This is a genomic window from Rhodococcus sp. P-2, assembly GCF_016598535.1.
Classification (GTDB): Bacteria; Actinomycetota; Actinomycetes; order Mycobacteriales; family Mycobacteriaceae; genus Rhodococcus_F; species Rhodococcus_F baikonurensis.
The window spans coordinates 1836365-1861316 of record NZ_CP066779.1; the positions used below are offsets into that span (position 1 = coordinate 1836365).

General features: G+C 63.7%; 22 protein-coding genes, 1 pseudogene and 1 riboswitch. Of the genes and pseudogenes, 15 read left to right on the forward strand and 8 right to left on the reverse strand.

The genetic code is table 11. The annotated features are described in order from the left end of the window. Positions 1–31: 31 nt before the first annotated feature. Entirely contained in the window at positions 32–289 is a 258-nt protein-coding gene (locus tag I7X09_RS08680) for a DUF2530 domain-containing protein (RefSeq protein ID WP_095968836.1), read from the forward strand. Positions 290–381: 92 nt separating this feature from the next. Further along, on the forward strand, positions 382–1443 hold the full coding sequence (locus tag I7X09_RS08685) for an iron-siderophore ABC transporter substrate-binding protein (protein ID WP_234036854.1): 1062 nt from the start codon (positions 382–384) through the stop codon (positions 1441–1443). On the opposite strand, the gene I7X09_RS08690 is transcribed toward I7X09_RS08685, so the two are convergent. From I7X09_RS08690 to I7X09_RS08700, 3 genes are all read right to left on the reverse strand, one after another. Further along, positions 1433–1984, reverse strand: coding sequence for a phosphatase PAP2 family protein (locus I7X09_RS08690; RefSeq protein WP_200316402.1), 552 nt, complete (start codon positions 1982–1984; stop codon positions 1433–1435). The genes I7X09_RS08685 and I7X09_RS08690 overlap by 11 nt on opposite strands. A 6-nt stretch (positions 1985–1990) precedes the next feature. Beyond that, entirely contained in the window at positions 1991–4663 is a 2673-nt protein-coding gene (locus I7X09_RS08695; RefSeq protein WP_200316403.1) for a sacsin N-terminal ATP-binding-like domain-containing protein, read from the reverse strand. Positions 4664–4731: 68 nt separating this feature from the next. Further along, a complete protein-coding gene (locus tag I7X09_RS08700) occupies positions 4732–5553 on the reverse strand; it encodes a DUF3027 domain-containing protein (RefSeq protein ID WP_095968833.1) in 822 nt (273 codons plus the stop codon). A 38-nt stretch (positions 5554–5591) separates the two neighbouring features. Here I7X09_RS08700 and I7X09_RS08705 point away from each other — a divergent pair, with 38 nt between their 5' ends. From I7X09_RS08705 to I7X09_RS08715, 3 genes are all read left to right on the forward strand, one after another. Continuing rightward, positions 5592–6422, forward strand: a complete 831-nt coding sequence (locus I7X09_RS08705; protein WP_200316404.1) for a glutaminyl-peptide cyclotransferase — start codon at positions 5592–5594, stop codon at positions 6420–6422. A 69-nt stretch (positions 6423–6491) separates the two neighbouring features. After that, a complete protein-coding gene (locus tag I7X09_RS08710) occupies positions 6492–8186 on the forward strand; it encodes an MFS transporter (protein WP_200316405.1) in 1695 nt (564 codons plus the stop codon). Between the two features lie 26 nt (positions 8187–8212). Continuing rightward, a complete protein-coding gene (locus I7X09_RS08715) occupies positions 8213–8680 on the forward strand; it encodes a DUF2771 domain-containing protein (protein WP_234036855.1) in 468 nt (155 codons plus the stop codon). 87 nt (positions 8681–8767) lie between these two features. Here I7X09_RS08715 and I7X09_RS08720 read toward each other — a convergent pair whose 3' ends face one another. Further along, positions 8768–9181, reverse strand: coding sequence for a cold-shock protein (locus tag I7X09_RS08720; protein WP_007733502.1), 414 nt, complete (start codon positions 9179–9181; stop codon positions 8768–8770). A gap of 215 nt (positions 9182–9396) precedes the next feature. Between I7X09_RS08720 and I7X09_RS08725 the strand changes: the two genes are divergently transcribed. Next, positions 9397–9624 (forward strand): hypothetical protein, encoded by a 228-nt coding sequence (locus I7X09_RS08725; protein WP_095968829.1) that lies wholly within the window; start codon positions 9397–9399, stop codon positions 9622–9624. Positions 9625–9657: 33 nt separating this feature from the next. After that, positions 9658–10048, forward strand: a pseudogene (locus I7X09_RS08730) (YccF domain-containing protein). Positions 10049–10143: 95 nt separating this feature from the next. Here the strand turns inward: I7X09_RS08730 and I7X09_RS08735 are convergent. Next, complete coding sequence (locus I7X09_RS08735; protein WP_095968828.1) at positions 10144–11541, reverse strand: YncE family protein; 1398 nt, start codon at positions 11539–11541, stop codon at positions 10144–10146. Between the two features lie 392 nt (positions 11542–11933). Further along, positions 11934–12143, forward strand: a riboswitch (cyclic di-AMP (ydaO/yuaA leader). Between the two features lie 8 nt (positions 12144–12151). Between I7X09_RS08735 and I7X09_RS08740 the strand changes: the two genes are divergently transcribed. Then, positions 12152–12715, forward strand: a complete 564-nt coding sequence (locus I7X09_RS08740) for a transglycosylase family protein (protein WP_095968827.1) — start codon at positions 12152–12154, stop codon at positions 12713–12715. An 83-nt stretch (positions 12716–12798) separates the two neighbouring features. Here I7X09_RS08740 and I7X09_RS08745 read toward each other — a convergent pair whose 3' ends face one another. Further along, a complete protein-coding gene (locus tag I7X09_RS08745; protein ID WP_019744939.1) occupies positions 12799–12987 on the reverse strand; it encodes a hypothetical protein in 189 nt (62 codons plus the stop codon). Between the two features lie 60 nt (positions 12988–13047). Here I7X09_RS08745 and I7X09_RS08750 point away from each other — a divergent pair, with 60 nt between their 5' ends. Both I7X09_RS08750 and I7X09_RS29590 read left to right on the forward strand, forming a co-directional pair. After that, positions 13048–15372 (forward strand): helicase-associated domain-containing protein, encoded by a 2325-nt coding sequence (locus I7X09_RS08750; RefSeq protein ID WP_124567575.1) that lies wholly within the window; start codon positions 13048–13050, stop codon positions 15370–15372. Positions 15373–15459: 87 nt separating this feature from the next. Then, the gene (locus I7X09_RS29590; protein WP_007733507.1) at positions 15460–15585 is read left to right on the forward strand and encodes a hypothetical protein; all 126 of its coding nucleotides are present in this window, start codon (positions 15460–15462) and stop codon (positions 15583–15585) included. 425 nt (positions 15586–16010) lie between these two features. Here I7X09_RS29590 and I7X09_RS08755 read toward each other — a convergent pair whose 3' ends face one another. Next, entirely contained in the window at positions 16011–16661 is a 651-nt protein-coding gene (locus I7X09_RS08755; RefSeq protein WP_200316406.1) for a TetR/AcrR family transcriptional regulator, read from the reverse strand. A gap of 229 nt (positions 16662–16890) precedes the next feature. On the opposite strand from I7X09_RS08755, the gene I7X09_RS08760 reads away from it, so the two are divergent. The 5 genes from I7X09_RS08760 (at position 16891) to I7X09_RS08780 (ending at position 23953) form a co-directional block, all read left to right on the forward strand. Then, positions 16891–18123: an LLM class flavin-dependent oxidoreductase gene (locus tag I7X09_RS08760; RefSeq protein WP_234036856.1), complete on the forward strand. Its 1233-nt coding sequence runs from the start codon at positions 16891–16893 to the stop codon at positions 18121–18123. Beyond that, positions 18120–19196 carry an alcohol dehydrogenase catalytic domain-containing protein gene (locus tag I7X09_RS08765; RefSeq protein WP_200316407.1) on the forward strand — a complete coding sequence of 359 codons (1077 nt, stop codon included), beginning with the start codon at positions 18120–18122 and terminating at the stop codon, positions 19194–19196. Before I7X09_RS08760 ends, I7X09_RS08765 begins: the two co-directional genes overlap by 4 nt. Positions 19197–19376: 180 nt before the next feature. After that, complete coding sequence (locus I7X09_RS08770) at positions 19377–21035, forward strand: DNA repair helicase XPB (RefSeq protein WP_003940219.1); 1659 nt, start codon at positions 19377–19379, stop codon at positions 21033–21035. A 102-nt stretch (positions 21036–21137) separates the two neighbouring features. Then, the gene (locus I7X09_RS08775; RefSeq protein WP_200316408.1) at positions 21138–23216 is read left to right on the forward strand and encodes a peptidase; all 2079 of its coding nucleotides are present in this window, start codon (positions 21138–21140) and stop codon (positions 23214–23216) included. Between the two features lie 74 nt (positions 23217–23290). After that, complete coding sequence (locus I7X09_RS08780) at positions 23291–23953, forward strand: DUF3239 domain-containing protein (RefSeq protein WP_095968822.1); 663 nt, start codon at positions 23291–23293, stop codon at positions 23951–23953. A gap of 9 nt (positions 23954–23962) precedes the next feature. Here I7X09_RS08780 and I7X09_RS08785 read toward each other — a convergent pair whose 3' ends face one another. Next, positions 23963–24949 carry an LLM class F420-dependent oxidoreductase gene (locus I7X09_RS08785; protein ID WP_200316409.1) on the reverse strand — a complete coding sequence of 329 codons (987 nt, stop codon included), beginning with the start codon at positions 24947–24949 and terminating at the stop codon, positions 23963–23965. Positions 24950–24952 lie beyond the last annotated feature (3 nt).

The window sequence follows — 24952 nt, forward strand, 5'->3', positions numbered from 1 at the left end:
AGGCCACCGGGGTACGGGTAGCGTTAATTTTGTGACGGAGACTCGCAACACAACCAGCCTGATCGGCAAATTGTCCGCACCCGCGCCGGCACTGATCATCGGCACCGTGTTGTGGGTGATCGCCACGATCGTGGTCGCGGTGAGCGGCGATCGTTGGTCGGACGCCCTCCCGATCTGTTACGCGGGTATCGGAGTCGGCTTCCTCGGCTTCGCTCTGTTCTCGATTCAACGACGCGCAGCTGTGCGCGGAGACAAGGGCGCACAACAGGGCGCCGGCCTGGTCGACTGAACGGGTCGATTCAACCCTCTTCAGTATGGTACGCCTACCCTGCACTTCTGTGCCGATCCTGGCTCGCCGACGCTGAAAGGAACCACGTCACCGTGAAGACCCCCTCCCGAGACCGATGGAAAAGCAGCAACCGTTCGAAAAGTCGAGCACGTTGGACGAAACTGACATCCGTTGCTCTGGTCGTGCTGGTCGGCACAGCACTCGTCTCCTGCAGTTCGGACGAGGACGACACTTCGAGTGGTTCGTCGGGTTCCGGTGGCGGCGCCTTCCCCGTCACGATCGATCACGCCTTCGGTAGCACCACGATCGATTCCGAACCACAACGGATCGTCACCGTCGGCTACAACGACGAGCAGGCTCTACTGGCCTTGGGCATCAAGCCCGTGGGAATGGTCAACCAGTACCCGGGCGAACCGGACGTCAACCGCACGTGGCCGTGGGTCACCGGCCCTTGGGGCGGAACCGAACCGACCGTCGTCGGCAGCAATCCCGAAACCACGATCAGCGTCGAAAAGATCGCCGCGCTCGAGCCCGACCTGATCCTCGCTCTCTACTCGAGCATCGACAAAGACCTGTACAGCACACTTTCCGCGATCGCCCCCACCGTCGCGAAGGACCCGGCTTACGGCGACTACGCAACTCCGTGGCAGATCACGACGAAGACCGCGGCGAAGGCAGTGGGTCGCGAAGCCGACGGCGAGAAGTTGGTCGCCGATATCGACAAGCAGTTCGCCGACGCCAGAAGCGCACACCCGGAATTTGCAGACCAGACCGCGGTGATCATCAGCGTCGACGCGACCCCGGAGTTCTACGCCTTCTCGTCCGAGGACGCCCGCGGACGGGTCCTCGGCAGTCTCGGTTTCAAACCTGCCCCGGCGGTCGAGGCCTTGATGAACGGTGAGTTCTACGCGCCGATCTCCACCGAACGACTCGATCTCCTCGACGTGGACCGTCTCGTTGTCATCGGCAATCCCGATGCCGCCCAGGCAGTCCGAAACAATCCCGGATTCCAGCAACTCGACGTGGTCAAGAACAACCGCGTCGTCTACGTCAACGACGATCAGGCCCCGCAGGTCGGCGCGGCCCTGACCGCGAGCTCGGCACTGAGCTTGCCGTGGGCCACGAGCCAACTACTCGCCGAACTCACGAAGTAACCAGCGCCCGGCGCTTCCTGATCTGCGCGGTCCCCCAAATCCATACGCCTGCCCACACCATCCCGAACGCCCAGCCTGCCAGCACATCGGTCATCCAATGGGCAGCAAGATAGACGCGGGAGAATCCGACGGCGACCGTGTACAGGCCGAGGCTCGCGAGCATTGCCATCTTCGCGAGCCTCGGCAAGGCAAGCCGAAGGATCACGGCGGCAACCGAAGTCGCGAGGATCGCACTCATCATCGCGTGGCCCGACGGGAACGAATACGAATCGATTTCGATCAAACGCTCCGGAACGGGTGGGCGGGTCCGGGTGAAGATCCGCTTCAATCCGCTCATCACGAGCAGACCGGTCAACATCGACCCGGCGATCAGCAGAGCTTCGGTGCGTAGTCCCCGAACCAGAAGCACGATGGTGAGCAGCGTCGCGATCAGCCACGACGCGAGTGTTCCGCCGCTGTCGGTGATGACGTCGACTACGTCGACGAGCCACCCCGTCCGCTGACTCACCGCGCTGTCGAGCACCCACTGGTCGAAAGACATCTACCCTCACATCCCTTGCGGCAGGGTCCACGTGCGCATCACGTGATGAACGTCGTCCGAGTCCACCCACCACGGCACGGTCACCGTCGCCTCCACCGCTCCCGTCAGTTCCACTGTCAGTTCGTGGTGGATCACTACCTCGCCGCCGGGAACCTCACGGCCGAGGGCGGCGAAGCCGAGAACCGCCTGTGGTTCGTTCGCCCACGTAGTCACGATGCCGGTGCTGCTCACTCGACCGTGAACGGACGTAGACGCCGTCGCGACGTCGAGCAGATCCGCCAATGCGTCAGCCGTATCGAAACTGCCGAGCACCACTCGTTGTGCAGGTAGTGCCGCCCCCAGCCACGGTCGGTCGAGGACAAGAGCGTCGCCGGGATCGACCAGATCGCCGGAAAGCCCGCGCACGAACGGCGGCAGGTGCAGTTCCTCCAGGTCGAGAACCCGTCGCTGAGCTGCCTCGCCCAGCAGTCGGTGTGTCCGAGCGACGACCGCGGAGGCCGGCATCCGCAGTGGGTCGGCAAGCCGATCGAGTAGCAGCTGAGCCAGTTCCGGATCGTCGACGGTATCCGATGCCAGCAATCCGGAGAAGAATCCGGCGTCGGGGTGTTCGGCGGCATCGAGCAATCCCTCGAAGGTGCGATCTCCCGGAGCGCGCAGCAAGCCCAGCACCTCACCGCTCAGTTCCGCATTCGAACGCAACCACCACGCCGTGTATCCACGACGGTCGGTGAGCAGCGCCCGTGTCGCCGGTGACTCGACCAGCAGCGACAACGCCTGCGGCCAGCGGTCTTCGTCCACGAGATCGAGATCGCGCACGGCTTCGACGCATTCGGGGTCCTCGTCGAGGGTGTCCCACCATGCGTCTTCGGCGTCGAGATCGTGATCGGGGCCGGACGGCAATTCCTCACGGACCACCGTGAAGCTCCACCCGACACCGACTACCCGTAGCGCCTGCTCCCCCACCTGTTGAACGAAATCAGCGTCGACGATACCGAAGGGAGAATCCTCGACCAGGACGCTTGCGAGGGGAGCTCCCGGAAGCAGAAGTTGGTCGGCAGACCGCAATTCGCCATCCGAATCAGGAAGCAGCACTTCACCGATCCACGACGGCAGCGCTCCTGGCGCCACATGGGCCGCCAGTCCGAGCACCACCTGCGCCAAGTCCGCCGCTACCGAATCATCCTGATCCGCAGCATCTTCGATCAATGCTCGCAGTGCCGGATCGGACAGCAGGTCGGTGGCACTGGCGGTCTGTGCTCCCAATCGGGACAGCAACGGGTGCGCTGCGACAGGATGGACCAACCTCGTCCACTGCACCGACGGTGAGTCTTCGCCCAGTTCGACGCCGACGACGACGGTCCGCGGACCGGTCACCGTTCGTCCGTCGGAAAGCGGAACCGGCAGTGTTCCAAGCTCTTCCACCGCGAGAGTGTCGATCACCAAGGGTTCGAGAGCCGAATAGAGTCGATTCCACCACTTCGGTTCACGTTCCACGCCGCTGAGCAGTTCGGCGATACGCGCGAGCCCGATGCGGTGCGTCGAGACCGCCGCGAGCGCTCGCTCGTGCTTGGGCCCGGAGAGCTCGGGGACAACCAGGCCGCCGATGATGTCGGTGAGCAACTCGGCAAGGTCATCACTGAGCCCGGGCACCACGGATGCTCGCTGCGGCGCGCGGTCGGGTTCACCGACCACCGGAAGCCACTCGTTTTCCTGCAGCTCCTTCAGAAGCGCTTCGCGCAGAAGCGAATCGGTTTCGCTGCGGGCAAAGGCAGGGATCGGGACGAGTGCCGTTCGCTGCCGAGGAGGTAGTGCAGCAAGGAACTTCGCATACCCCTCGGCAAGCGGAGCGATCGGTGCAGCGGGCATGAGGCGTCGCCGATCGGGTTGCATTGCAATGTCGGCAATGACGATCGCGGGGATCGACAGTTCCTCGTCGGATCGCGTCGGCGCCCGCAGGACGTCGCCTGCGACCGGCTCGACGACCCCGTCGCGGACCGGAACCAACCATCGTGCGTCAGCCGCCGTGTACTGCCACCACGTGCGATCACCAATGGAGATCTCGACGAGACCGGACTCCAACACTCGTTCCGATCGCTGAAAGATCTTCTCGCCCACACGAATAGATCCGAGGGCCGGAAGTTCGAGAAGCAGGTCGACGGCCTCGCGCGTCATCTGCGAAAGCAGCGCTGCGGCATCGACTTCCGGCCGAAGCGTCAGCACCACTTCCGAATCGGCACCGTCGCTCGGTAATTCGCCCGAGGGCCACACCAAACGAAGTACGGGGACACCGGTTTCCGGCACGGGGAGCTCGCGTGACTCGATCTCGCGCAGCGTGTGTGACGCGGAGAACCGAATCGATCCCGTCGACGAGCGCAGCTCCACCTCGTCACCGACCGAGAGAACTGCCGAGAATCCGACTCCGAACCGGCCCGTCACACCTTCGTCGGTGTCGACCTTGTTCGACGCTCGCAGCGCGGTGAGTGCGTGGACGCCGGATTCGTCCAGCGGACGGCCGGTGTTCGCCACCGTCAGAGTCCGACCGTCCAGGTCCACCCACAGTGAGCCCTCGATGCCCTCGCGCGCCGCCGCATCGGCAGCGTTCTGCGCCAACTCGGTGAGCAGACGGTCGCGGTACCCGGCCTTCGCGAGGTCGGATTCCGCAGCCGCGTCTTCACGCAATCGCGTCGGAGATTCCGACCACGCGCGCAGCGTCGCCTCGCGGAGTGCGTCCGTGCCGAACGGATCTTCTACTCGGTGGATACCGAATCCTCAACTGCAACAACGCTCGACGGGCGAGCGGGCACCGCAATCAGCTCGACTGCTCCGTCGTCGAATGCGTCGAACTGCGGCGATCCCGCACCGAGCGGCAGGCTGGTGTCCGAGTGCGCGCCACAACCGTAGGACGCGCTGACCACACGGCCGTCTGCGGAGAGTTCGTTTCCGCACACGCCGAACGCTGCGTGCAACGAACCGGCGAGCGGCAGGAAGAAACCACACAGCCCACACGTCGACGGAGCAGCCTTCGCCATCTCCGACTCCGGGCCGAAGTCACCGTCGAACCAACGCTGCGCGGCATCGAGTCGACCCTCGAGGCTCATGACCTGTTTGCGGCCGAGCCCGATTTCGAGAGCTACCTCGTCGACTTCCGGGTCACCGGTGGCGACGTAGCCGGGAACGAGCCGAGGATCCTCGGCCGGCGGAGCCAGTAGGTCACCGACGGAGAGATCGCCGGGACGGATCCGCTGATCCCATGGCAGCCATTCCGGCGCAACCAACGCGTCGGGACCTGGCAGCAGCGCCAACTCACTGACCGTTGCGTGGGTGTCCTCCGGTCCGGCAGCGACGACGACCGCCCACTGCCAACCGCGGTATCCCGGAATGTCTGCTGCAAATCGATGGGTGGCGGCAAATTCGTCCTCCGACGTCACGCCGAGGTATGCCCCCACACCGCCTTCATGCAGGTCGACGACTGCCGTTCGGGCAAGCTCGACCGCATCGGCCAGTACTGGGCGCGGCACTGCACGCTCTGGAGAAGTAGCAACACTCACTCCTCCAGTTTGCCGCACCACCGCAAGTCCGCAACGCACTGGGCTGCCATGCTGGGCAGATGAGTAGGTCACACGCCAATTCCGTGCGTACTTTCGCAGTGGTCGCCGTGATCGCGTCGGCCTTGGTGGGGTGCTCCGATTCCCCCGGTACCCCCGACAACCTCACGACCGAAACCGGCTCCGTCGAGATCGTCCGAGTGTCCGCGCACGATCCCGGCGCGTTCACGCAAGGCCTCGAGATCGACGGAAATCGCCTCTACGAAAGTACCGGGCGCGTCGGGCAGTCCTGGGTCCGCTCGAGCGATATCTCGGACGAGCAGTCCCCCGCTTCGGGACCGGAGATTGCACGTGCCGATCTCGACCCGCCGTTGTTCGGTGAGGGCATCACGATCGCCGGAGACACACTGTGGCAACTCACCTGGAAGGACGGCGTCGCAATCGCCCGGGACAAGAACACTCTGAGCGAACGTGAACGGTTCCCCCTCGACACCGAGGGATGGGGAATCTGTTCACTCGGGGATCGGCTGGTCTCCAGCGACGGTTCGGCCAGGTTGACCTTTCGCGATCCCGAAACCTTCGCGTCGATCTCCACGATCGACGTCACCAGAGCCTCGGAGTCCGTCGGCAAACTGAACGAACTGGAATGCGCCGAAGACGGCTTCGTCTACGCGAATGTCTGGACCACGGACACCGTCGTCCGAATCGATCCGGCGGACGGGCGCGTCACCAACGTGTACGACGCTTCGCCGCTACGCGAAGAACTCGTCACGGATGGATCGACCAGCACCGTCGACGTTCTCAACGGCATCGCGCAGATTCCCGGTACCGATCGATTCCTGCTCACCGGCAAGTATTGGCCGCAGATGTTCGAAGTCCGTTTTGTTAACTGAGTCCGACATGACACAGGACTCGCAGGGGTGTGCGTGGTAGCCGCGCCGACACTAGGACAGAATTGAGTGGTGACCGGACCGCGCGAACCCTACGACCCCGAAACTCGGCGAATCCACGACGAGCCGGAGGGGCAACAGGTGCACCCCGGTTACGACAATTACCCACCTGCGGCCCGCCCGGACAATTACCCGCCCTCGGCCCGTCCCGCTGCCCGTCGCACGCCGTTGCCGCCGCTGCATCCGATTCCCGAATCGCGGGCAGACTCCGATTCCGCGGCCGGTTCGAAGGCGCCGGGTGCGGACGCTCCCAAGGCTCCCCCGATGCCTCGCAAGCTCACCGTCACTCGCGTCGCAGCGATGCGCAGCCGCGAACTGACGAACAAGGGCATCGCGACCTTCCAGCGCGCAGCGAAGGCCGACGGCGCGGACAAGTCCGGTCTGACTGCTCTCACCTACGCAGTGATGACGAACAACGCGACCGACGCGGCGATCTCCGTCGCTCTCGCCAACACGCTGTTCTTCTCGGCGGCGACCGGTGAGGACAAGACCAAGGTCGCGCTCTATCTCCTGATCACGATCGCTCCGTTCGCCGTGATCGCACCGCTGATCGGTCCGATGCTCGACCGCTTGCAGCGCGGCCGCCGCATCGCACTCGCGTCGTCGTTCGGAATCCGGACGCTCCTCGCGGTGATCCTGGTCTTCAACTTCGACAGTTGGATCCTCTATCCGGCCGCGCTCGGAATGATGGTACTCAGTAAATCGTTCTCGGTGCTCAAGAGTGCGGTGACACCACGCGTCCTACCACCGGAAATAGACCTGGTGCGCGTCAATTCGCGTCTGACGGTCTTCGGTTTGATCGGTGGAACCATCGGGGCCGGTGCTGTCGCAGGTGCGCTCGCGCTCGCTTTCGGTTCCACCGGAGCCTTGTGGTTCGCAGTCGCCGTCACCGTCTTCGGCGCATATCTGAGCATGCGAATCCCGTCGTGGGTCGAGGTCACCGAGGGTGAGGTTCCCGCGACCATCACCTACCACCCGGACGAGGCACACCACGCCGGCAACGCCCCGCCACAGCCGAACGCGAAACCGGCCAAGGTCCGACAGCCTCTCGGACGCGCCGTGATCATCGGACTCTGGGGCAACGGGACCATTCGCGTACTTACCGGCTTCCTGACGCTCTACATCGCGTTCGTCGCCAAATCGCGTACCGATCACGAGCCACTCCAGCAGGCCATGATGCTCGGCCTGGTCGGCGCGGCAGCCGGTCTGGGTAACTTCGCCGGAAATGCCGCGGGTGCGCGCCTCAAGCTCGGCCGGCCCGCATTGATCGTGCTCCGGTGCACGGCGTCGGTATGGGTCATCGCGGTGATCGCAGCTCTGACGGACAACCTGATGACCGCCGCCCTTGCCACACTCATCGCCTCGGCCGCCAGCGCACTCGCCAAGGTCTCCCTCGACGCGTCACTCCAACACGACCTGCCCGAGGAATCGATCGCGTCCGGATTCGGTAGATCCGAGACGGTTCTGCAGTTGAGCTGGGTACTCGGCGGCGCATTGGGGGTTCTGCTTCCGACCGAATACTGGATCGGGTTCACTGTTGTATCGGTGTTCCTGACGATCGGGCTCCTGCAGACCTTCCTGAGCTACCGAGGAAGCAGCCTCCTGCCCGGCCTCGGCGGGAAGCGACCCGATCTGGCCGAGCAAGAAGTGACCGAAGTGATTTACACCGGTAAATCCAACCGAGGACAAGGAAGTACTCCGCAGTGATGATGCGCTCGAGAACAAAGAAGATCGTGGCAGCGATCAGTGTCCTGATGGTGGTGGCACTGGTTGCTTACGTCTCCGTTCTTTTCGTGATCATCAAGAACATCAACGACGACCCCGACAAGCTGCCGGTCATCACTGCATACGCACACGGCACGACGATCGAGACCAACCCTGCCGGGTTCTGCACCATCGATCTGTCCCAGTGCGCCCAGGTGGGCGACATCTACGCCCTCGATGTTCCCGCGGGCTACCCGCTGCAGCTGTCGTTGTCGACGGACGTTTCGGATGCGCAGTGGGCACTGCTCGCCGTCTACGAGGACGCCGACGGCAACCAGACCGGTGAGCCCCGAGTCTTCGAGCCCGGCGAGGCCTTGGCCGTGACGGTCGAGTCTTCGAGCGATCCCGTCAAGCAACTCGTCGGCGTCGAAATTCACCTCGCGGTCGGTGAGGGAAGCGAACAGGGACTGTTGATCTGGTCGATCAAGACCGCCTGATCCTCTGAACATGAAAATGCCCTGCACACCGATCGGTGTGCAGGGCATTTTGTTTCGAAGCCGTGTACGGCAGCTCGCATCGAGCGATCAGGTGTCGAGCTCGCGAGCAACGGCCCGGACGACCTCGGAGATCCGCTGAGCGGTCTTGCGGTCCGGGTACTTGCCGTTGCGCAGATCCGGCTGGACCTTCGCCTCGAGCAACGTGATCATGTCCTCGACCATGCCGTGCAGCTGGTCAGGGGTGTGCTTGCGCTCGACGGGCTCGCGACGCGTCGCCGTAGCACCCCGCAACGACGGCGCCGGCTCGAGCACCTTCAGGCTCAGCGCCTGCGGACCGCGGCGGCCTGCAGCCATGCCGAACTCGACGCGCTGGCCGGCCTTCAAGCCTTCGACACCCTCGGGGAGGGCGGAAGCACGGACGTAGACGTCCTCGCCCTCTTCCTGCGACAGAAAGCCGAAACCCTTTTCGACGTCGTACCACTTCACCTTGCCGGTCGGCACCGCGTTCACCTGCTCATCACTCGACTGGGGCATCTGCCCCAATGTGCTCGGGAGGCTCCCGGAAGAGCCTCATGGCCTTGCTCGCATTGCTTCCGGTGGAAGAATGCAAAAGAACGCGCCCCACACTTGCTTCAGCGGGGCGCGCAGTCTGTTACCAGTCTACCTGTGACCAACCCGTGTCGGCACCCAGGTTTACAGGCACTATCCTCGTAGGTGTGGACCCTCAACCGAACCCGCGCACTTCCGGCACCGGAAACGGTCTGTTCCGTACGGCGATGGCACTCTTCATTGTCGGATTCCTGGCGATCGTGGCCATCTTCGCAGTCCATATCTTCAGCGACACCCCACCCGGCCTGGCCTTGTACCTGGTGGCACTTGCGTGCCCGATCGGCTTCATTCTGGCCATCGTCTACACGCTCAGATCCGGTCGACGCGTGCGCTGATCACTCCCGCCTCCAACCGAAAGGTCACTGACCATGAGAATCCTCCTGAACGTGATCTGGCTGGTGTTCGGCGGCTTCTGGCTGGCGTTGGGTTACTTCGCCGCAGGCATCATCTGCTGCATCCTCATCATCACGATTCCCTTCGGAATCGCAGCATTCCGCATCGGCATCTATGCACTGTGGGCCGTTCGGTAAGACCGTCGTCGACAAGCCGACCGCTGGCGTCGGTTCGATGATCGGCAATGTCATCTGGGTGATCATCGCCGGTATCTGGTTGGCGATCGGACACATCGTCACCGCCGTCGCGATGGCAATCACGATCATCGGAATTCCGCTCGCGGTCGCGAATCTGAAGATGATTCCGATCTCGCTGATGCCGCTCGGCAAGGAGATCGTCGACGTGGACCGCGTCAATTACGCGTAGCCGTGGACCGCGTCAATTACGCGTAGCCGGCAGCACAGCCAGAAGAACCCGACCACGGCAGGCGCTGTGGTCGGGTTCTGTCGTATCAGGTCGGATCAGCGGCCGAGGCTACCGAGTCCGGGGAGATTGCCGAGCGAACCGGTACCCGTTCCCGGGTTGCCCGGATCTACGGGGCCGACCGGACCCTCGGAGACCACGATGGTCACGCTCGACGCGCGCGAGAGCACGCTCTTCGCAGTGATCTCGACGGTGACGCTGCCGACAGCGGTGGGGGTTCCCGAGATGGTGCCGTCCTGTGCAAGTGACAGTCCACCGGGCAGAGTGCCGTTGGTGAGTGCAAAGGTTGCGCGGGAGTCAGCGGAAGCAAGCTTCTGCGAATACGCCTTGCCGACCTGACCAGCAGGCAGTTCGACGGTCGCGGGCAGCGGGTACGCAGCAACTACCGTCACCTTGCCCCCGTTGGTCGTCGACGCGATGGCGCCGGTCGAGGTATCGAGTGCGAGGTTTTTGACCTTCTCCAGTGCGGGAACCTTGGTATCGGTCAGAGCGGTGGTGGCGCGGGTCGTCAGGTCGACCGACCACAAGTGTCCGTTCATGATGTCCGCGACATATGCAATGCCTGCAGCCGAGTCGACGCTCACGCCGTTGGGAATCGCAGTCGGAGACAGCGTGGTCTTCGACAGGACTGCGCCGGCTGGCGTGATCGTCCACAGGTTGGTCGCCCTGGTGTCGGTCATGTAGACGTTTCCGGTGTTCGTGTCGACATCGACGTCGACCGGGTAGAGGTTGTCGGCACGCACGATCGACTTGAGCGCTCCACCCTTGCGTACGTCCGCCTGCCACAGCGTGCGTCCGTAGTTCTCGTCGAAGAAGTTGGTGTCTGCGATGTAGAGGAAGCCGCGGTCGCCGTCGAAGGCGAGCTTGGTCGGCGTTGCCGACTTGTCGACGAGAATGCTCGACACGGCGTCGGCGGCGTTGGGGTCGACGACTCGGATGTTGCCGGACTTGTAGTCCGAGAAGTACGCGCGGTGCGTTGTGGGGTCGACGACGACATCGTTGATCTGCGGCCGCGAGCCGTCAGGGTTCTTCTCGCTCAGCGTGACCGTCTTTTCGACCTTGCCGGTCTTGGTGTCGACAATCGAGATCGCGCCGCCGTAGGAGGAGGACACGTATGCGCGTCCGAGGCCCGAGTCCACGGCAAGTGCCGACGGGTAACCGACGACACCGTCGATGTTGCCGACGGACTCGCCGGTGTTCGTGTCGACGACGGACAACGAGCTGGTCGGTCCGCCGTACTGCGTGATGTATCCGCGGTGGGTTGCCGAGTCGACGACGATGTCGCCAGGCTGCGTTGCGGAATAACTTCCGACAACGCCGTGTGTCGGATCCTCGGGTGAGGCGTGTGCAGCGGGAGCAGTGACGGCCAGGCCGACAGCAGCAGCGGCGACGGCGAGGGACGCGGTGACCGCGCGCCGACGGTAGTGCAGATTCATGAGGGGTGCCTTAATGCTTTGGAAGACTCTGAGGATTCTGCCCTTCGGGCAGATGAGGCAAACCTAACCTAAGTTTCAATTTCGATGTTGAGACGCAGGCCACATCTTCGGCCGGAATCGACGCGCCTCTCAATCACCCGCCATTCCATTTCCATATAACGTGTGACCTTGCTCACATTACGGATGGATAACGGAACGGACACAACCGGACATTCACTCAGGCACCCCCACCTACCTGGGAAGAGTCTCCTGCGCTTTGTGTGACGCGTTGTACGTCCTTCGCCACGCCGCGTTATCAAATGGTGACACGAGAGACTCGAGCCGTTACCGTCGTTTTCGGCCGGGAAACTCGGCCACCTCCGGCCCGCCGCGCCAAGCCTTGTCCCGCGGGTACCGGACTTCCGACAGAGCATTCCAGGGACGAGGACGGGGGACCCAAAGTCCTCTGTGAGAACAGAAAAGTTCTCCAGTGGACACCGGTTCGATCGCAAGACCGAATCTTGGGGTGAAGCCAGACCCTTTCCAGCCAGGAAAGGCGAGGCCGGGCGACCTCTCAGCCCGAACCCGACAGCTGACCTCGCAGGCGCGTGTGGAGAGGATTTCGACCATCATGAGCGGACGCCATCGCAAGCCCACCACCACCGGCCGCACTGTCGCCAAGGTCGCCGTCACCGGCGCCATCATGGGCGTAGCAGGAATTGCAGCCACCGGAACCGCAAACGCTGCCCCCGACTCCGACTGGGATCGTCTCGCCCAGTGTGAGGCCGGCGGAAACTGGGCCATCAACACCGGCAACGGTTACCAGGGCGGACTGCAGTTCTCCCCCAGCACGTGGAACGCACACGGCGGCGGACAGTATGCAGCCACCGCAAACCAGGCCACTCGCGAGCAGCAGATCGTTGTTGCCGAGCGTGTTCTCGCAAACCAGGGTTGGGGCGCATGGCCGTCCTGCTCCTCCAGCCTCGGACTGAGCAGCGGCGCCACCGAGCGTTCCGCTCCGGCCACCACGGCTCCTCAGGCAGCTCCGGCTCCGGCTCAGCAGGTCGCTCAGACCGTTGCACACCCGGTCGCTGACGCCATCGATCAGGCAATCGCGTTCGCCAAGGCCAACGGCATCCCGGTCGACCCGCAGATCCTCGCAGTCGCCGACACCGCGAAGACGTTCCTCAAGTAACACCGGTAAGACTGTCCGCTCGGACGCTCGAACATCAAGAAGGCCCGCACCGATTCGGTGCGGGCCTTCTTCGTGTCGAGTTGTTATCGGTTGATGACGGTGTGCGGGTGTACGTAGGGAAGTGACTCCACCGGAACCGGAAAGGTGGTGTCCTCGCCGAAGGGTGAAAGTCCACCTGCGCGGGTCGATGACAATTCGGTCACTGCGTGATCTCCGTCTGCAGTTTCCGGCCATCCTGGATCTACATAGTGTTGCTTCGAATTGTTGGCCACGAAGTCATTTTGACAGGACGCCGTTACGCCGTACAGACCAGGTCTCTAATCTGATACCTGATGACCGAAACACGTGGCACCCCGGCGGGCAGTTCCGCAGCCGAAAGTCTGACCGATTGGCTCTCGGCGCGCAGTGACGCCGAGTTGACGGAGTTGCTGCGTCTGCGCCCCGATCTGGCCGTACCGCCGCCGAGCACGATGGTGGTTCTCAGCGGTCGGGCACAGCAACGCGCGTCGGTCAGCCGAGCTGCGGACGAACTCGACACCCTCGATTTCGGTCTTCTCGAATTGTTGGCACTGGCTGGCGCCGAGGAAACCCCGATGACGCGGGCGGAGCTCAACAGTGCGATCGCCGAACGCGCCCTGACCGGCAAGGGCAAGGTCACCAAGAAGGCCGTCGACAAGTCACTGTCGAAGATGCGCGAGTCCGCCCTCATCTGGGGTGTCGATCCCATAAGCGTCGTCCCGGCGGTCATCGGGATGATTCCGTGGCGTGTGGGGCGAGCCCTCGAGCCTGCCGAGGCGATGACCGAGACCGAGATCTCGGCAGCCCTCGACGCTCTGGACACCCGCGAGCGGGATCTCCTCGAGACTCTCGCCAACTCGAGCCCGATCGGCCGCACCCGCGACGCCGCCCCCGGAACGCCGCCGGAGCGCCCGGTTCAACGACTGCTGGCGGCCGGCCTGCTGCGGTGGCTCGACGAGCAGACCGTCGAACTCCCGGCGACGGTTCGTCAGGTCATCCGCGGCGAGCCGGTTTTCGATCCGACGACGCTGACCGCACCCGTCATCGGGGGCGACAAACTCAAGCCCGCGGACGTGAACGCCGCAGCAGCGGGCGAAGCGCTCGAGTTGGTACGCCAATGCGAGAACGTGATCGCCGTTCTGGGCGCAGCACCGGCCCCCGCACTGCGAGCCGGTGGTCTCGGTGTTCGAGAACTACGACGCGTGGCCAAGACGGCCGATCTCGACGAAGCGCGCGTGAGCCTGCTCGTCGAATTGCTCTCGGCAGCCGGCCTCATCGCCAGTGGAACGCCCGACCCGGCGCCGGTCTCGGACAACGCGGACGAATACTGGACGCCCACACTCGCCGTCGACGGCTGGCTCAACGCGTCCACAGCGCGTCGGTGGGAGGTCCTGGCATCCGCCTGGGTCGACGTACCGCGAGTTCCGTGGATGATCGGGCTGCGCGATTCCACCGACAAGCCGATCGCCGCATTGTCCGAGGAGGGCCGAGCCCCGGCGGCGCCTCGCGATCGCCAGGCCATTCTGGGGCTGCTCGCCGAACTCGACAGTGGCCAGACTGCATCGGCCGTCGAGGTGAGTCGACTCCTCGCGTGGCGGCGCCCGCGATGGAGCGGGCGCCTGCGGACGTTCGCGATCGAGCGGACTCTGGACGAGGCCGCCGCGCTCGGACTGGTCGCCCGCGGTGCTTTGTCGTCGCCCGGACGAGCATTGCTGCACGGTGGGGACGCCGAAGCCGAAATGCAGTCCGCGCTACCCGAGCCCATCGACTACATCCTGGTCCAGGCAGATCTGACGTTGGTTGCTCCCGGCCCGCTGGTACCGGACCTGCTCGAGCAGGTGAGCCTGGTCGCGGACATCGAGTCGGCAGGATCGGCGTCCATGTACCGCATCAGTGAGGACAGCGTGCGTCGTGCGCTCGACGCCGGTCTGACGGCTACCGAACTGCATGCGATGTTCGCTTCGAAATCGAAGACGCCTGTTCCCCAATCACTTTCGTATCTGATCGACGATGTCGCCCGTCGACACGGGCGACTGCGTGCCGGGGTTGCGGCGTCGTTCATTCGGTGCGAGGACGCATCGCTTTTGGCGGAGGTACTCGCATCCGCGGTGGCCGAGCCGTTGGCTCTGCGCGCATTGGCTCCTACTGTCGCGATTTCGCAGGCCCCGCTCCGCGAAGTCCTGGCCGAGCTGCGAGCCGCCGGATTCGCGCCGGCAGGTGAGGACTCCTCGGGCACGTTGGTCGATCTCCGCCCACGTGGGGCACGTGTACCTAACCGACGCAGCCGACCGGCGTCGAGAATGCCGGCGAGCCCCTCGGCGGATCAGCTGGCGTCGTTGGTACGCACGATGCGGGCAGGTGACCGCGCTTCCGCCCCGGGCCGTGGTGGTGTCCGGACGGACGGTTCGAGGGAGAACAACGCCGCCACCATCGCCTTGCTGGCCACGGCGGCCCGAGACAATTCCAGCGTCAACATCGGCTACGTCGACGCTCAGGGGGTGGCGACGCATCGCATCGTCGACCCCGTCAGCGTGGGCGGCGGACAGTTGGACGCCTTCGACCCGGCTAGTGGTGCCGTACGCCGTTTCACGTTGCACCGCATTACTTCCGTCAGCCCCGTCGACTCCGGAAAAAAGTAGCAGAAAACAAGCAACTGGCTTTTTTCTGTAAATGAAGTATGGTCGAGGTCAGTTTGTGATTGCCACTTCGAAAAATGAGGAGCGACAATGGCTGACAAGGCGCCGGGTAAGAACATGAAGAAACCCGCCCAGTCGATCAAGGAACGCCGCGCGGAAAAGCGGGCGAAAACTGCGGAGTCTTCCGAGTTCATTCGTAAGCGGAAGCGGAGCTGACGGCACAGTCCAGAAGAAGACGAGCTGACTGCGAAGCTGACCCATGCCTGCCTCCACCGACACCCTCGTGCACCTGCACGAGACATTCAACCTGTTCAAGTCACGTAGTCGAGGAACTGATGCGCGCTCGCGCGGCTACGCAGCGGGCATGACCCTCGCTTCACTCTGTGTCCTCGACGAACACGCTCGGCAATCCGGAATACTACTTTCGGATTTACCGCAGAAAGAGAATCAACCATCGTGAAAAGAACAATCCACACCCTGGACCGTATTCAAACGAGACTTGAATCGGAGCTTGATTCCACTCCGGGTGATTCCGAAAAGAATATCGGTTATCGATCCGGGATTTCCGAAGCTATTACTCATGTAATGGAAATGCGGAAGTCAGTGGTCGCGCAGAAATAGGAGGCGGATCGATTAGGTACTCACCCCAATAACTGCCGTACACCACCGATAAGAAAGACGACCTGGTCCTCGTAGAAGTCGGCGAGCCGCTCCGGCGCGAGCGGCTTGCCACTTCCGCTCCAATCGTCCGCCCGGCTCAACGCGTGGAGGAAGCCCATCAAGGCGATAGCCCAGCGAGTCTCCATTCTGTCCGGATCGGTAGCGGGAAAGGTACGACGGACCTGGTCGAGCAGGTGATCGCGGAGGTGCAGCTCTGTCGCCTCGAGGGCTGGATGGCCGGCTCGCGACATCCGCGGCTGCGAGATCTGCGTGACGATTCTGATCCATCGCATCCCCCGCGTGCGATGGCGAACGAGCAATGCCTTGTAGGGCGCGGTGACGGCCCGTACCAGCGCCTCGACCGTCGGCGGTGTCTTGTCGGCGGCGAGGGCGTCCACGTTCGCGCTGATCTGATCTCGCACCGACGTCCCCATGTCCAGCAGCACCGCGGCGACCAGATCGTCCTTGGTGCCGAAGTGGTAGTGGACGGACGACGGCCCGAGGCCGGCTGCGGCGTTCACCGCGCGCAGGGACACGGCGTCCAATCCCTCTGTCGCAAAAAGACGCTCGGCAGTTTTGAGCAAGCGTATGCGCGTCGCGTCGCCTTGACGGTTCTGCCTGGAGTCGGTCATACGAACGAGCTTCGCACGGGCTCGACAAACGTCTCCACAGTGGCGAACGCGGAGTCAGAGTGATTCACAGCCTGCTCTTTCCTGATTCACATGATCGACTTGAAGAAACACTATCCTGCAACATCGACGCATAAGTTGTTGTATTGCAGATGATTACAAACCTCCCACTGTGCGGGAGATTCAACTTATTGGATCACTTGATCCATGTTAGACATCTCAATCAGAGCGAGTGAGCCAAATCACTTCCCTGTCGACAGGAGATGTCATCGTGTGGTCCGCATCGTCCATCCGCTTCGGAGCCTTCCTCGCCCCGTACCATCCGCTCGACGCCGATCCCACCCTGCAACTCAGACGCGATATCGACCTCATGACGCACTTGGACCACCTCGGATTCGAGGAAGCCTGGATGGGTGAGCATCATTCGACCGGCGCCGAGATCGTGCCTGCCCCGGACATCTTCATCGCCGCAGCCGCCGAGCGGACCGAGCGCATCCAGTTCGGCACGGGTGTGACGTCCCTGCCCTATCACCACCCGCTGATCACCGCCGACCGCATCACTCAGCTCGATCTCCAGACCCGCGGACGACTCATCTTCGGCACCGGTCCGGGCAAGATCCCCCTCGATGCGCACATGATGGGCATCAACCCGTCGGACCAGCGTCGGCGCCAGGGCGAAGCACTCGAAGCCATTCTCGCGTTGCTCCGCGGCGAGGTCGTCACTATGGAAACCGACTGGTTCACGTTGCGTGACGCGCGTGCACAGCTGCCCACCTACCGAGCGGACGGCATCGAGACCGTGACAGCGTCGACCATTTCCCCCAACGGTTCGGTACTCGCAGGCAAGAACGGCCTCTCCCTGCTCTCGTTGGCGGCGAGTTCACCCAGCGGCTTCGACGCACTGGATCGCAACTGGGATGTGTACGAGAAGGTCTCGACCGAACACGGCCACCGCGCCGACCGCGCGACGTGGCGTGTGGTCAATCCGATGTTTCTCGCCGAGACCCGAGCCGAGGCTGAGCGCGCCGTGAGCCGACGGATCGGATCGATGGCCTCCTATGTGAATCGACAGACCGGCCAGAACCCGGCCTGGGCTGATACCCCTGCCGGAATCATCGATCAGTGGCGCAACGACACGCTCGGCGAGTTCGGTCAGGCGATCATCGGCACCCCCGAAGATGCGATCGCGCAGATCGAGCGTCTGATCGAGAAGACGGGAGGGTTCGGCACGTTCCTGATCCTTCACGTCGACATGGCGAGCTGGGAGGACACCAAACGCAGCTACGAATTGTTCGCCTCCGAGGTGGTCCCGCACTTCCGGAAGCGCAATGTCGGGCGTCAGGCGAGCATGCAGTTCGCCGAGGACAACCGCGAATACCTGATCGGCGGGCTGGTCGGAGCGATCACCAAAGCCCATACCGACTACTACGGCCGGCCGGCCGGGACGGGAGCCGTGCGCGCATGAGGGCCGTCCGATTCCAGCAGGGAGAATTCGCCGTTGCCGAGGTGGCCGACGCGCCGCCGTTGGCGCCCCATCAGATCCGCATCGACGTCGTCGCCTGCGGGATCTGCGGCAGTGACCTGAGCATGTCGAAGGACCCGTGCCGGTTCGTTCAGGTCGCGCACGACGGGGGCTACCCGCTCGCCACCTTCGATCCAGACGCGCCAGTGGTCCTGGGGCACGAATACGCGGGTATCGTCTCCGAGACCGGTTCTGCAGTAGAAGATTTCACGATCGGCGATCGGGTGGCCGGCATCGGGTTGGCCACCGACACGGCTACCGGGATCCCGACGATCATCGGCTACTCGAACGACTATCACGGCGCGTTCGGCGATCACATCGTCGTCGATGCGTTCTGGGTCCGCAAAGTTCCCGATCACCTGTCACTCGAGCACGCCACACTTGCCGAACCGCTCCACGTGGGCGAGATGCACCTGCAACAGTCCGGCCTCACCTCGGCCGATTCGGCGCTCGTCATCGGCTGCGGAACGATCGGACTGGGCGCCATCGTCGCCGCCAAAGCGCGCGGAGCGCAGATCGTCATCGCTTCGGAGCCCTCACCGAAAAGACGTGAGCTCGCCGAGAAGATGGGTGCGGACATCGTCGTCGATCCGGCCGAGCAGGATCCGATCGAACTGTGGAATCGGATGATCGCCGAAGGCAACCAGCTTGTCGGTCAGGCCGCGAACGGAGTTCTGATCGCCTACGAATGCAGCGGCCGGGCGGGAGTCATCGGAGAACTGATGCACACGCTGCCGTTCAACTCGCGGATTCAGGTTCTGGCTGCGCCGTTCGGCGACGAGACGATCATTCCCGTCGTCGGGCAGTTCCGGAGGATCTCGATCAACTTCGGTCACGGTCCTTACGAGAATGCCTACGACATCACCCTGCAGAGGCTCGCCGACGGCGAGATCGACGCCGAAGCGATCATCACCGGCCGGGTCGGTCTGGATGGAGTCTCGGACGCTTTCGCAGCTCTGCGCGCACCCGACGAACACGTGAAGATCCTCGTTCTACCCGCCGGCCTCCCGGAATAGCGGTCGATCCTGCCCTGTTGACGTAGGGGTGCCCGCACTCGGGCACCTCTACTTCGGGGTGTGCAAGCGTCGCCTGTTGGCGTATGCGCTCCGATACCAGGACAATGGCAGGGTTGGCGTCAGCCGACAGCGCGGTGCAACGCTTTGTGGCTGCCGCGTTTGTTTCACTAGGAGGCTTCCGTGACCGACGGACCGTTGATCGTCCAATCCGACAAGACGCTGCTGTTGGAGGTCGACCACGAGCGCGCCGGCGATGCCAGACAGGCAATCGCCCCTTTCGCGGAACTCGAACGGGCCCCGGAACACGTCCACACGTATCGCATCACTCCCCTGGCCTTGTGGAATGCCCGCGCCGCCGGACACGACGCCGAGCAGGTTGTCGACGCGCTCGTGTCGTACTCGCGGTTCGCGGTCCCCCAGCCACTGCTGGTCGACATCGTCGACACGATGGCCAGGTACGGACGTTTGCAGTTGGTCAAGAGCCCGGTGCACGGCCTCATCCTGGTCAGCCTCGACCGCGCAGTCCTCACCGAGGTGATGCGACACAAGAAGATCTCGCCGATGCTCGGTGAGAAGGTCGACGACGACACCGTGATCGTCCACCCGAGCGAACGCGGCCGCCTCAAGCAGATGCTGCTCAAGGTCGGCTGGCCCGCCGAGGACCTCGCCGGCTATGTGGACGGCGAAGCGCATCCCATCGACCTCGCCTTCGAAGAGGGCCACTGGGAACTGCGTGACTACCAGCAGATGGCAGCGGATTCGTTCTGGGCCGGTGGCTCGGGCGTCGTCGTGCTGCCGTGTGGCGCCGGGAAGACGATGGTGGGCGCAGCCGCCATGGCGAAGGCAAAGGCCACCACCCTCATTCTGGTGACCAACACCGTCGCCGGCCGGCAGTGGAAGCGTGAGCTCATCGCCCGCACGTCGTTGACCGAGGAAGAGATCGGCGAATACTCCGGCGAGCGCAAGGAGATTCGGCCGGTCACGATCGCCACGTACCAGGTCATCACGCGTCGTACGAAGGGCGAATACAAGCATCTCGAGCTGTTCGATTCCCGCGACTGGGGACTGGTGATCTACGACGAGGTGCACCTGCTGCCCGCGCCCGTCTTCCGGATGACGGCAGACCTGCAGTCTCGCCGCCGTCTCGGCTTGACTGCGACACTGGTGCGTGAAGACGGCCGCGAAGGCGACGTCTTCTCGCTCATCGGCCCCAAGCGCTACGACGCTCCGTGGAAGGACATCGAAGCGCAGGGCTGGATCGCGCCGGCCGACTGCGTCGAGGTGCGAGTGACGATGACGGACGCCGAACGCATGTCCTATGCCGTCGCCGAACCCGAGGAGCGCTACAAGCTGTGCTCGACGGCGCACACCAAAATTGCTGTCGTGAAATCGATTCTGGCTAAGCACCCCGATTCCCCGACCTTGGTGATCGGTGCGTATCTCGATCAACTCGACGAACTCGGCGAGGCTCTGAACGCTCCGGTGATCAAGGGATCCACCAAGAACAAGGAACGCGAGATCCTGTTCGATCAGTTCCGTAACGGTGAGATCCAGACGCTCGTGGTGAGCAAGGTCGCGAACTTCTCGATCGACCTTCCGGAGGCGTCTGTCGCCGTGCAGGTTTCGGGAACGTTCGGGTCGAGGCAGGAAGAGGCTCAGCGACTCGGGCGCCTCCTGCGGCCCAAGCACGACGGCGGTCAGGCTCACTTCTATTCAGTGGTTTCCCGCGACACTCTCGATGCGGAGTACGCGGCCCATCGTCAGCGATTCCTCGCCGAACAGGGCTACGCCTACCGGATCACCGACGCCGACGACCTGCTCGGACCTGCAATCGGCTGACCATTTCTGCAACACGTTGCAGAAACAAATGGACATACGTCCAGTTATCTGTAGAGTGTCCCCTGTCACAGTCGTGTCCATCGGCCGGGAGTCACCAGCACCATGCGCTCAGTTCCACGTCTACGGGGTCGGCTCGCCGGAACCATCTCGCTGCTGACTGCCGCCGTCGTCGTCGCCACGACCGGCGTCAGTGCTGCGGCACCGAGTCCAGCTCCTGGCGCGCAGAACTCGGTGTACGCACTTGCGAACGGCTGCTACGCACTTCGCACGGAGTCCGGTGATTTCGTGCGCCGTGACGGAACCGCGTACCTCACCGATTCCACGAAAGCCGCCGACGCCGAACCGTTCCGCCTACACGCGGCCCAGTTGGGCCGTTTCATGCTGTACGGCCCGGACGGGTCGATGCTCTCGCACGACGGCGCAGACTCCGTTCTCGCCACCTCCGAAGCAGCTCCGTCCACCGACTGGACCGTGATGTCCACCGGCGAGTCCTTCGTTCTGACCGCGACCTCGAACGGCCGCCAACTGATCTCGCGAGACTTGATGCTCACGATGTCCGATCCCGGTGACGTTCCCGAATCGGCGTTCACTCTGATCCCCCGCGACGGCTGCGCCGTTTTCCCCGAAGCAGAAGTGGGTGCAAGCGGTGTTCCGGGAGAAATCGGGCCGAACGGTGAAGTCACCGGATTCATCGACACACACGTGCACATGAATGCTTCCGAGTTCATGGGCGGAAACCTGCACTGCGGCCGACCTTTCGATCCACAGGGCGTCACCGCAGCGCTCGTCGACTGCCCGGACCATCAACCCGACGGGATACCGGCCCTCCTCGAAAACGTTCTGTCGTACGGAAATCCCTTCGAAACTCACGACACCACCGGCTGGCCCAGCTTCGCCGACTGGCCGGCGCACGATTCCCTGACACACGAGCAGACGTACTACAAATGGGTCGAACGGGCCTGGCGCGGCGGACTACGCATCTTCACCAATCTCTTTGTCGCCAATCGGGTCCTGTGCGAGCTGTATCCGAGCAAACGGAATCCCTGCGACGAGATGGAGACCGTCCGAATCCAGGCGCAGCAGACACGCGAACTCCAGGACTACATCGACGCCCAGTACGGCGGACCCGGCCGCGGATGGTTCCGCATCGTGAGCTCCCCCGAACAAGCCAGGCAGGTGGCCGCCGACGGAAAGCTCGCCGTCACCCTCGGGGTGGAGGTATCCGAACCTTTCGGTTGCTCTGTGCGTAACGGGATTCCGCAGTGCACCGAGGACGACATCGACCGCGGCCTGGACGAGTTGTACGACCTGGGTGTCCGGCAGATGATCGTCACGCACAAGTTCGACAACGCTCTGGGCGGTGCCCGTTTCGACGGCGGCGTCACCGGCGTCGCCGTCAACATCGGCAACTACCTGGGTACCGGGGAGTTCTGGCAATCGGAATCATGCACCGGCGTCGCCGAGGACAACGTGCTGCCCACCAAGGTCGACGGCGCACAGAATCTTCTCGCCGTACTCCCACCCGGAGTGACGCTTCCGGTGTACCCCTCTGGTCCGCAATGTAATTCACATGGCCTCACCGATCTGGGCGCATACACGATCAGGGGTTTGATGGATCGAGGAATGATCGTCGACATCGACCACATGAGCGTCAAGACCGCCGAAGCAGCCCTCGATATTCTCGAAGCCGCGAATTACTCCGGAGTCGTTTCCAGTCACAGCTGGAGCGACCCGAGCCTGTACAAGCGGATCTACGCGCTCGGCGGTTTCGTCGCCCTGTACGCCGGGCAACTGGACGCGTCGGACGAGAAGCCCGAAGAGCGTGGATTCATCGACCAATGGCGCGACGCGCGGGCGATGCGAAGCGAGAACTACTACTTCGGTTTCGGCTACGGCGCCGACACCAACGGCTTCGGGCCGCAGGCCGCACCGCGCGGTGACGCCGCCGAAAATCCGCTGCAGTATCCGTACACCGCCTTCGACGGCACGGTCATGGACCAGCAGCGCGCCGGCACCCGGATTTTCGACGTGAACACCGACGGTGTGGCGCAGTACGGGATGATTCCCGATTGGATCGCGGACATGCGCATCGCTGCGGGAGCCGACGGCGACACCATCATCGAGGACATGAGCCGAGGCGCCGAGGCTTACCTGCAGATGTGGGAGCGCGCGCGAAACTAGCTACGCTGGTGGACGGTCCCCGCGCGATCGGGGGCCGGTCCTAGATCGTCCGGCACCACCCGAAGGAACTTTTCGTGGCTGACTTCCAGTTCACCGTCGACAAGGCTCACGCCAAGTCGGTCAACGACACACTGGCCGACGTACGCCGCCTGCAGATTTCTGCGGTGATCTTCGCGATCGTCCTCGCCGCCGTCGGGGCCTGGCTGATCAGCATGGGCGAGGTGTGGTCCATCATCATCGGCGCGGTCCTCGCCATCGGTGCGGCCAGTTCACTGTGGGTGGCGGTGTGGGCGCCCCGCAAGGTGGGAAGCGTCGAATCTCTGTATGCGAACAACCCACTGGTCCCTGCGATCGTCACCGAGGTCCACCCGCGTGCGGCGACGCTGACCGCGCTGATCGACATCGCGAAGCCGGCCGCCGGGGCGCCGAAGTACGCGCTCGTCAGCCGCAACGTTCGACTCAATCCGAAGTGGCGAGTCGGCGACCGCATTCCGTCGGTGGCGCTGCGTTCGGATCGTTCCACCCGAAGCAAGGCAGACACCTGGCAGATGGTCAGTCCCATGCCGATCGAATGGGGAACCAAGGACTCGGCCGTCCTGGCACGAGCGATCGCCGCTGTCAGCGCGAGCGAGTGGAACTTCCTGCAGAGCCGGATTCCCGACTCCGAAGAAGTTCGCACTCACCCCGATCGCCGGGTTCTGATCAAACCGGCCGATCTTCCCGACTCCCTGCGCTAGCCCCAACGGTTACGCGAGCGCGGGAAGCACTTCCTTCTCGAACATCTCGATTCCCGACGTGTCGTACGCGGCCTCGGGGAAGTAGAAGATTCCGTACTCGAGTCCCTGCGCCTTGAGCGCCGACAGGTTCTCGATGATCTGCTCGGGTGTACCCACGGCAGGCATTCCGCGGAAGGCGTCGAGCGACGCATCGGCGGCAGCTTCGCCGACCAGCGGCGTCAGTCTGGCTTTCAGTGTCTCCAACCGCTGAGCCACCTCGGCTTCCGTCGCGCCGATGGCCACGTTGTAGTTGGCCGAACGGACGATGGCGTCGAAGTCGGTACCGACGGTGTCGCAGTGCTTCTTCAGGATCTCCGACTTGTGTACGAAGCCCTCCGGGGCGCCGTCGAAGTTGGTGTACTGCGCGTACTTGGCCGCGATCTTGAGTGTGACCTTCTCGCCGCCGCCGGCAACCCAGATGGGAATTCCGCCCTCTTGCAACGGAAGTGGGCGGCACAGCGCTCCGTCGACCTGGTAGTACTTGCCGTCGAGCGTGGCGCTGCCGGTCGACCACGCCTGCTGCATGATCTGGATTCCTTCGTCGAGTCGGCCCAGTCGCTCACCGGCAGAGGGGAAGCCGTAGCCGTATGCGCGCCACTCCTGCTCGTACCATCCACCGCCGATTCCCATCTCGACGCGTCCACCCGTGATGAGGTCGGTGGTTGCAGCGACCTTGGCGAGGTACGCCGGGTTGCGGTAGCTCATGGCGGTACACATCTGGCCGAGTCGGATACGCGACGTCGACGCACCGAGTGCGGCCATCAATGTCCACGCCTCGTGAGTCGCTTCTTCCGTCGGCTGGGGAACGGTGTGGAAGTGGTCGTAGACCCACACCGATTCCCACGGCCCTGCCTCCGCGCGCAGCGTGAAGTCTCGCATCACCTCCCACTGCTTCGCGGGGTCGATGCCGACCAGGTCCAGACGCCAGCCTTGAGGTACGAACAGTCCGAATCGCATGTA

Excerpts from the sequence above, each read along its gene's own strand:
- I7X09_RS08690 (WP_200316402.1), bottom strand. The coding sequence starts at position 1,984 with ATGTCTTTCGACCAGTGGGTGCTCGACAGCGCGGTGAGTCAGCGGACG.
- I7X09_RS08705 (WP_200316404.1), top strand. The coding sequence starts at position 5,592 with ATGAGTAGGTCACACGCCAATTCCGTGCGTACTTTCGCAGTGGTCGCC.
- I7X09_RS08735 (WP_095968828.1), bottom strand. The coding sequence starts at position 11,541 with ATGAATCTGCACTACCGTCGGCGCGCGGTCACCGCGTCCCTCGCCGTC.
- I7X09_RS08740 (WP_095968827.1), top strand. The coding sequence starts at position 12,152 with ATGAGCGGACGCCATCGCAAGCCCACCACCACCGGCCGCACTGTCGCC.
- I7X09_RS08750 (WP_124567575.1), top strand. The coding sequence starts at position 13,048 with ATGACCGAAACACGTGGCACCCCGGCGGGCAGTTCCGCAGCCGAAAGT.
- I7X09_RS29590 (WP_007733507.1), top strand. The coding sequence starts at position 15,460 with ATGGCTGACAAGGCGCCGGGTAAGAACATGAAGAAACCCGCCCAGTCG.
- I7X09_RS08755 (WP_200316406.1), bottom strand. The coding sequence starts at position 16,661 with ATGACCGACTCCAGGCAGAACCGTCAAGGCGACGCGACGCGCATACGC.
- I7X09_RS08765 (WP_200316407.1), top strand. The coding sequence starts at position 18,120 with ATGAGGGCCGTCCGATTCCAGCAGGGAGAATTCGCCGTTGCCGAGGTG.
- I7X09_RS08775 (WP_200316408.1), top strand. The coding sequence starts at position 21,138 with ATGCGCTCAGTTCCACGTCTACGGGGTCGGCTCGCCGGAACCATCTCG.
- I7X09_RS08785 (WP_200316409.1), bottom strand. The coding sequence starts at position 24,949 with ATGCGATTCGGACTGTTCGTACCTCAAGGCTGGCGTCTGGACCTGGTC.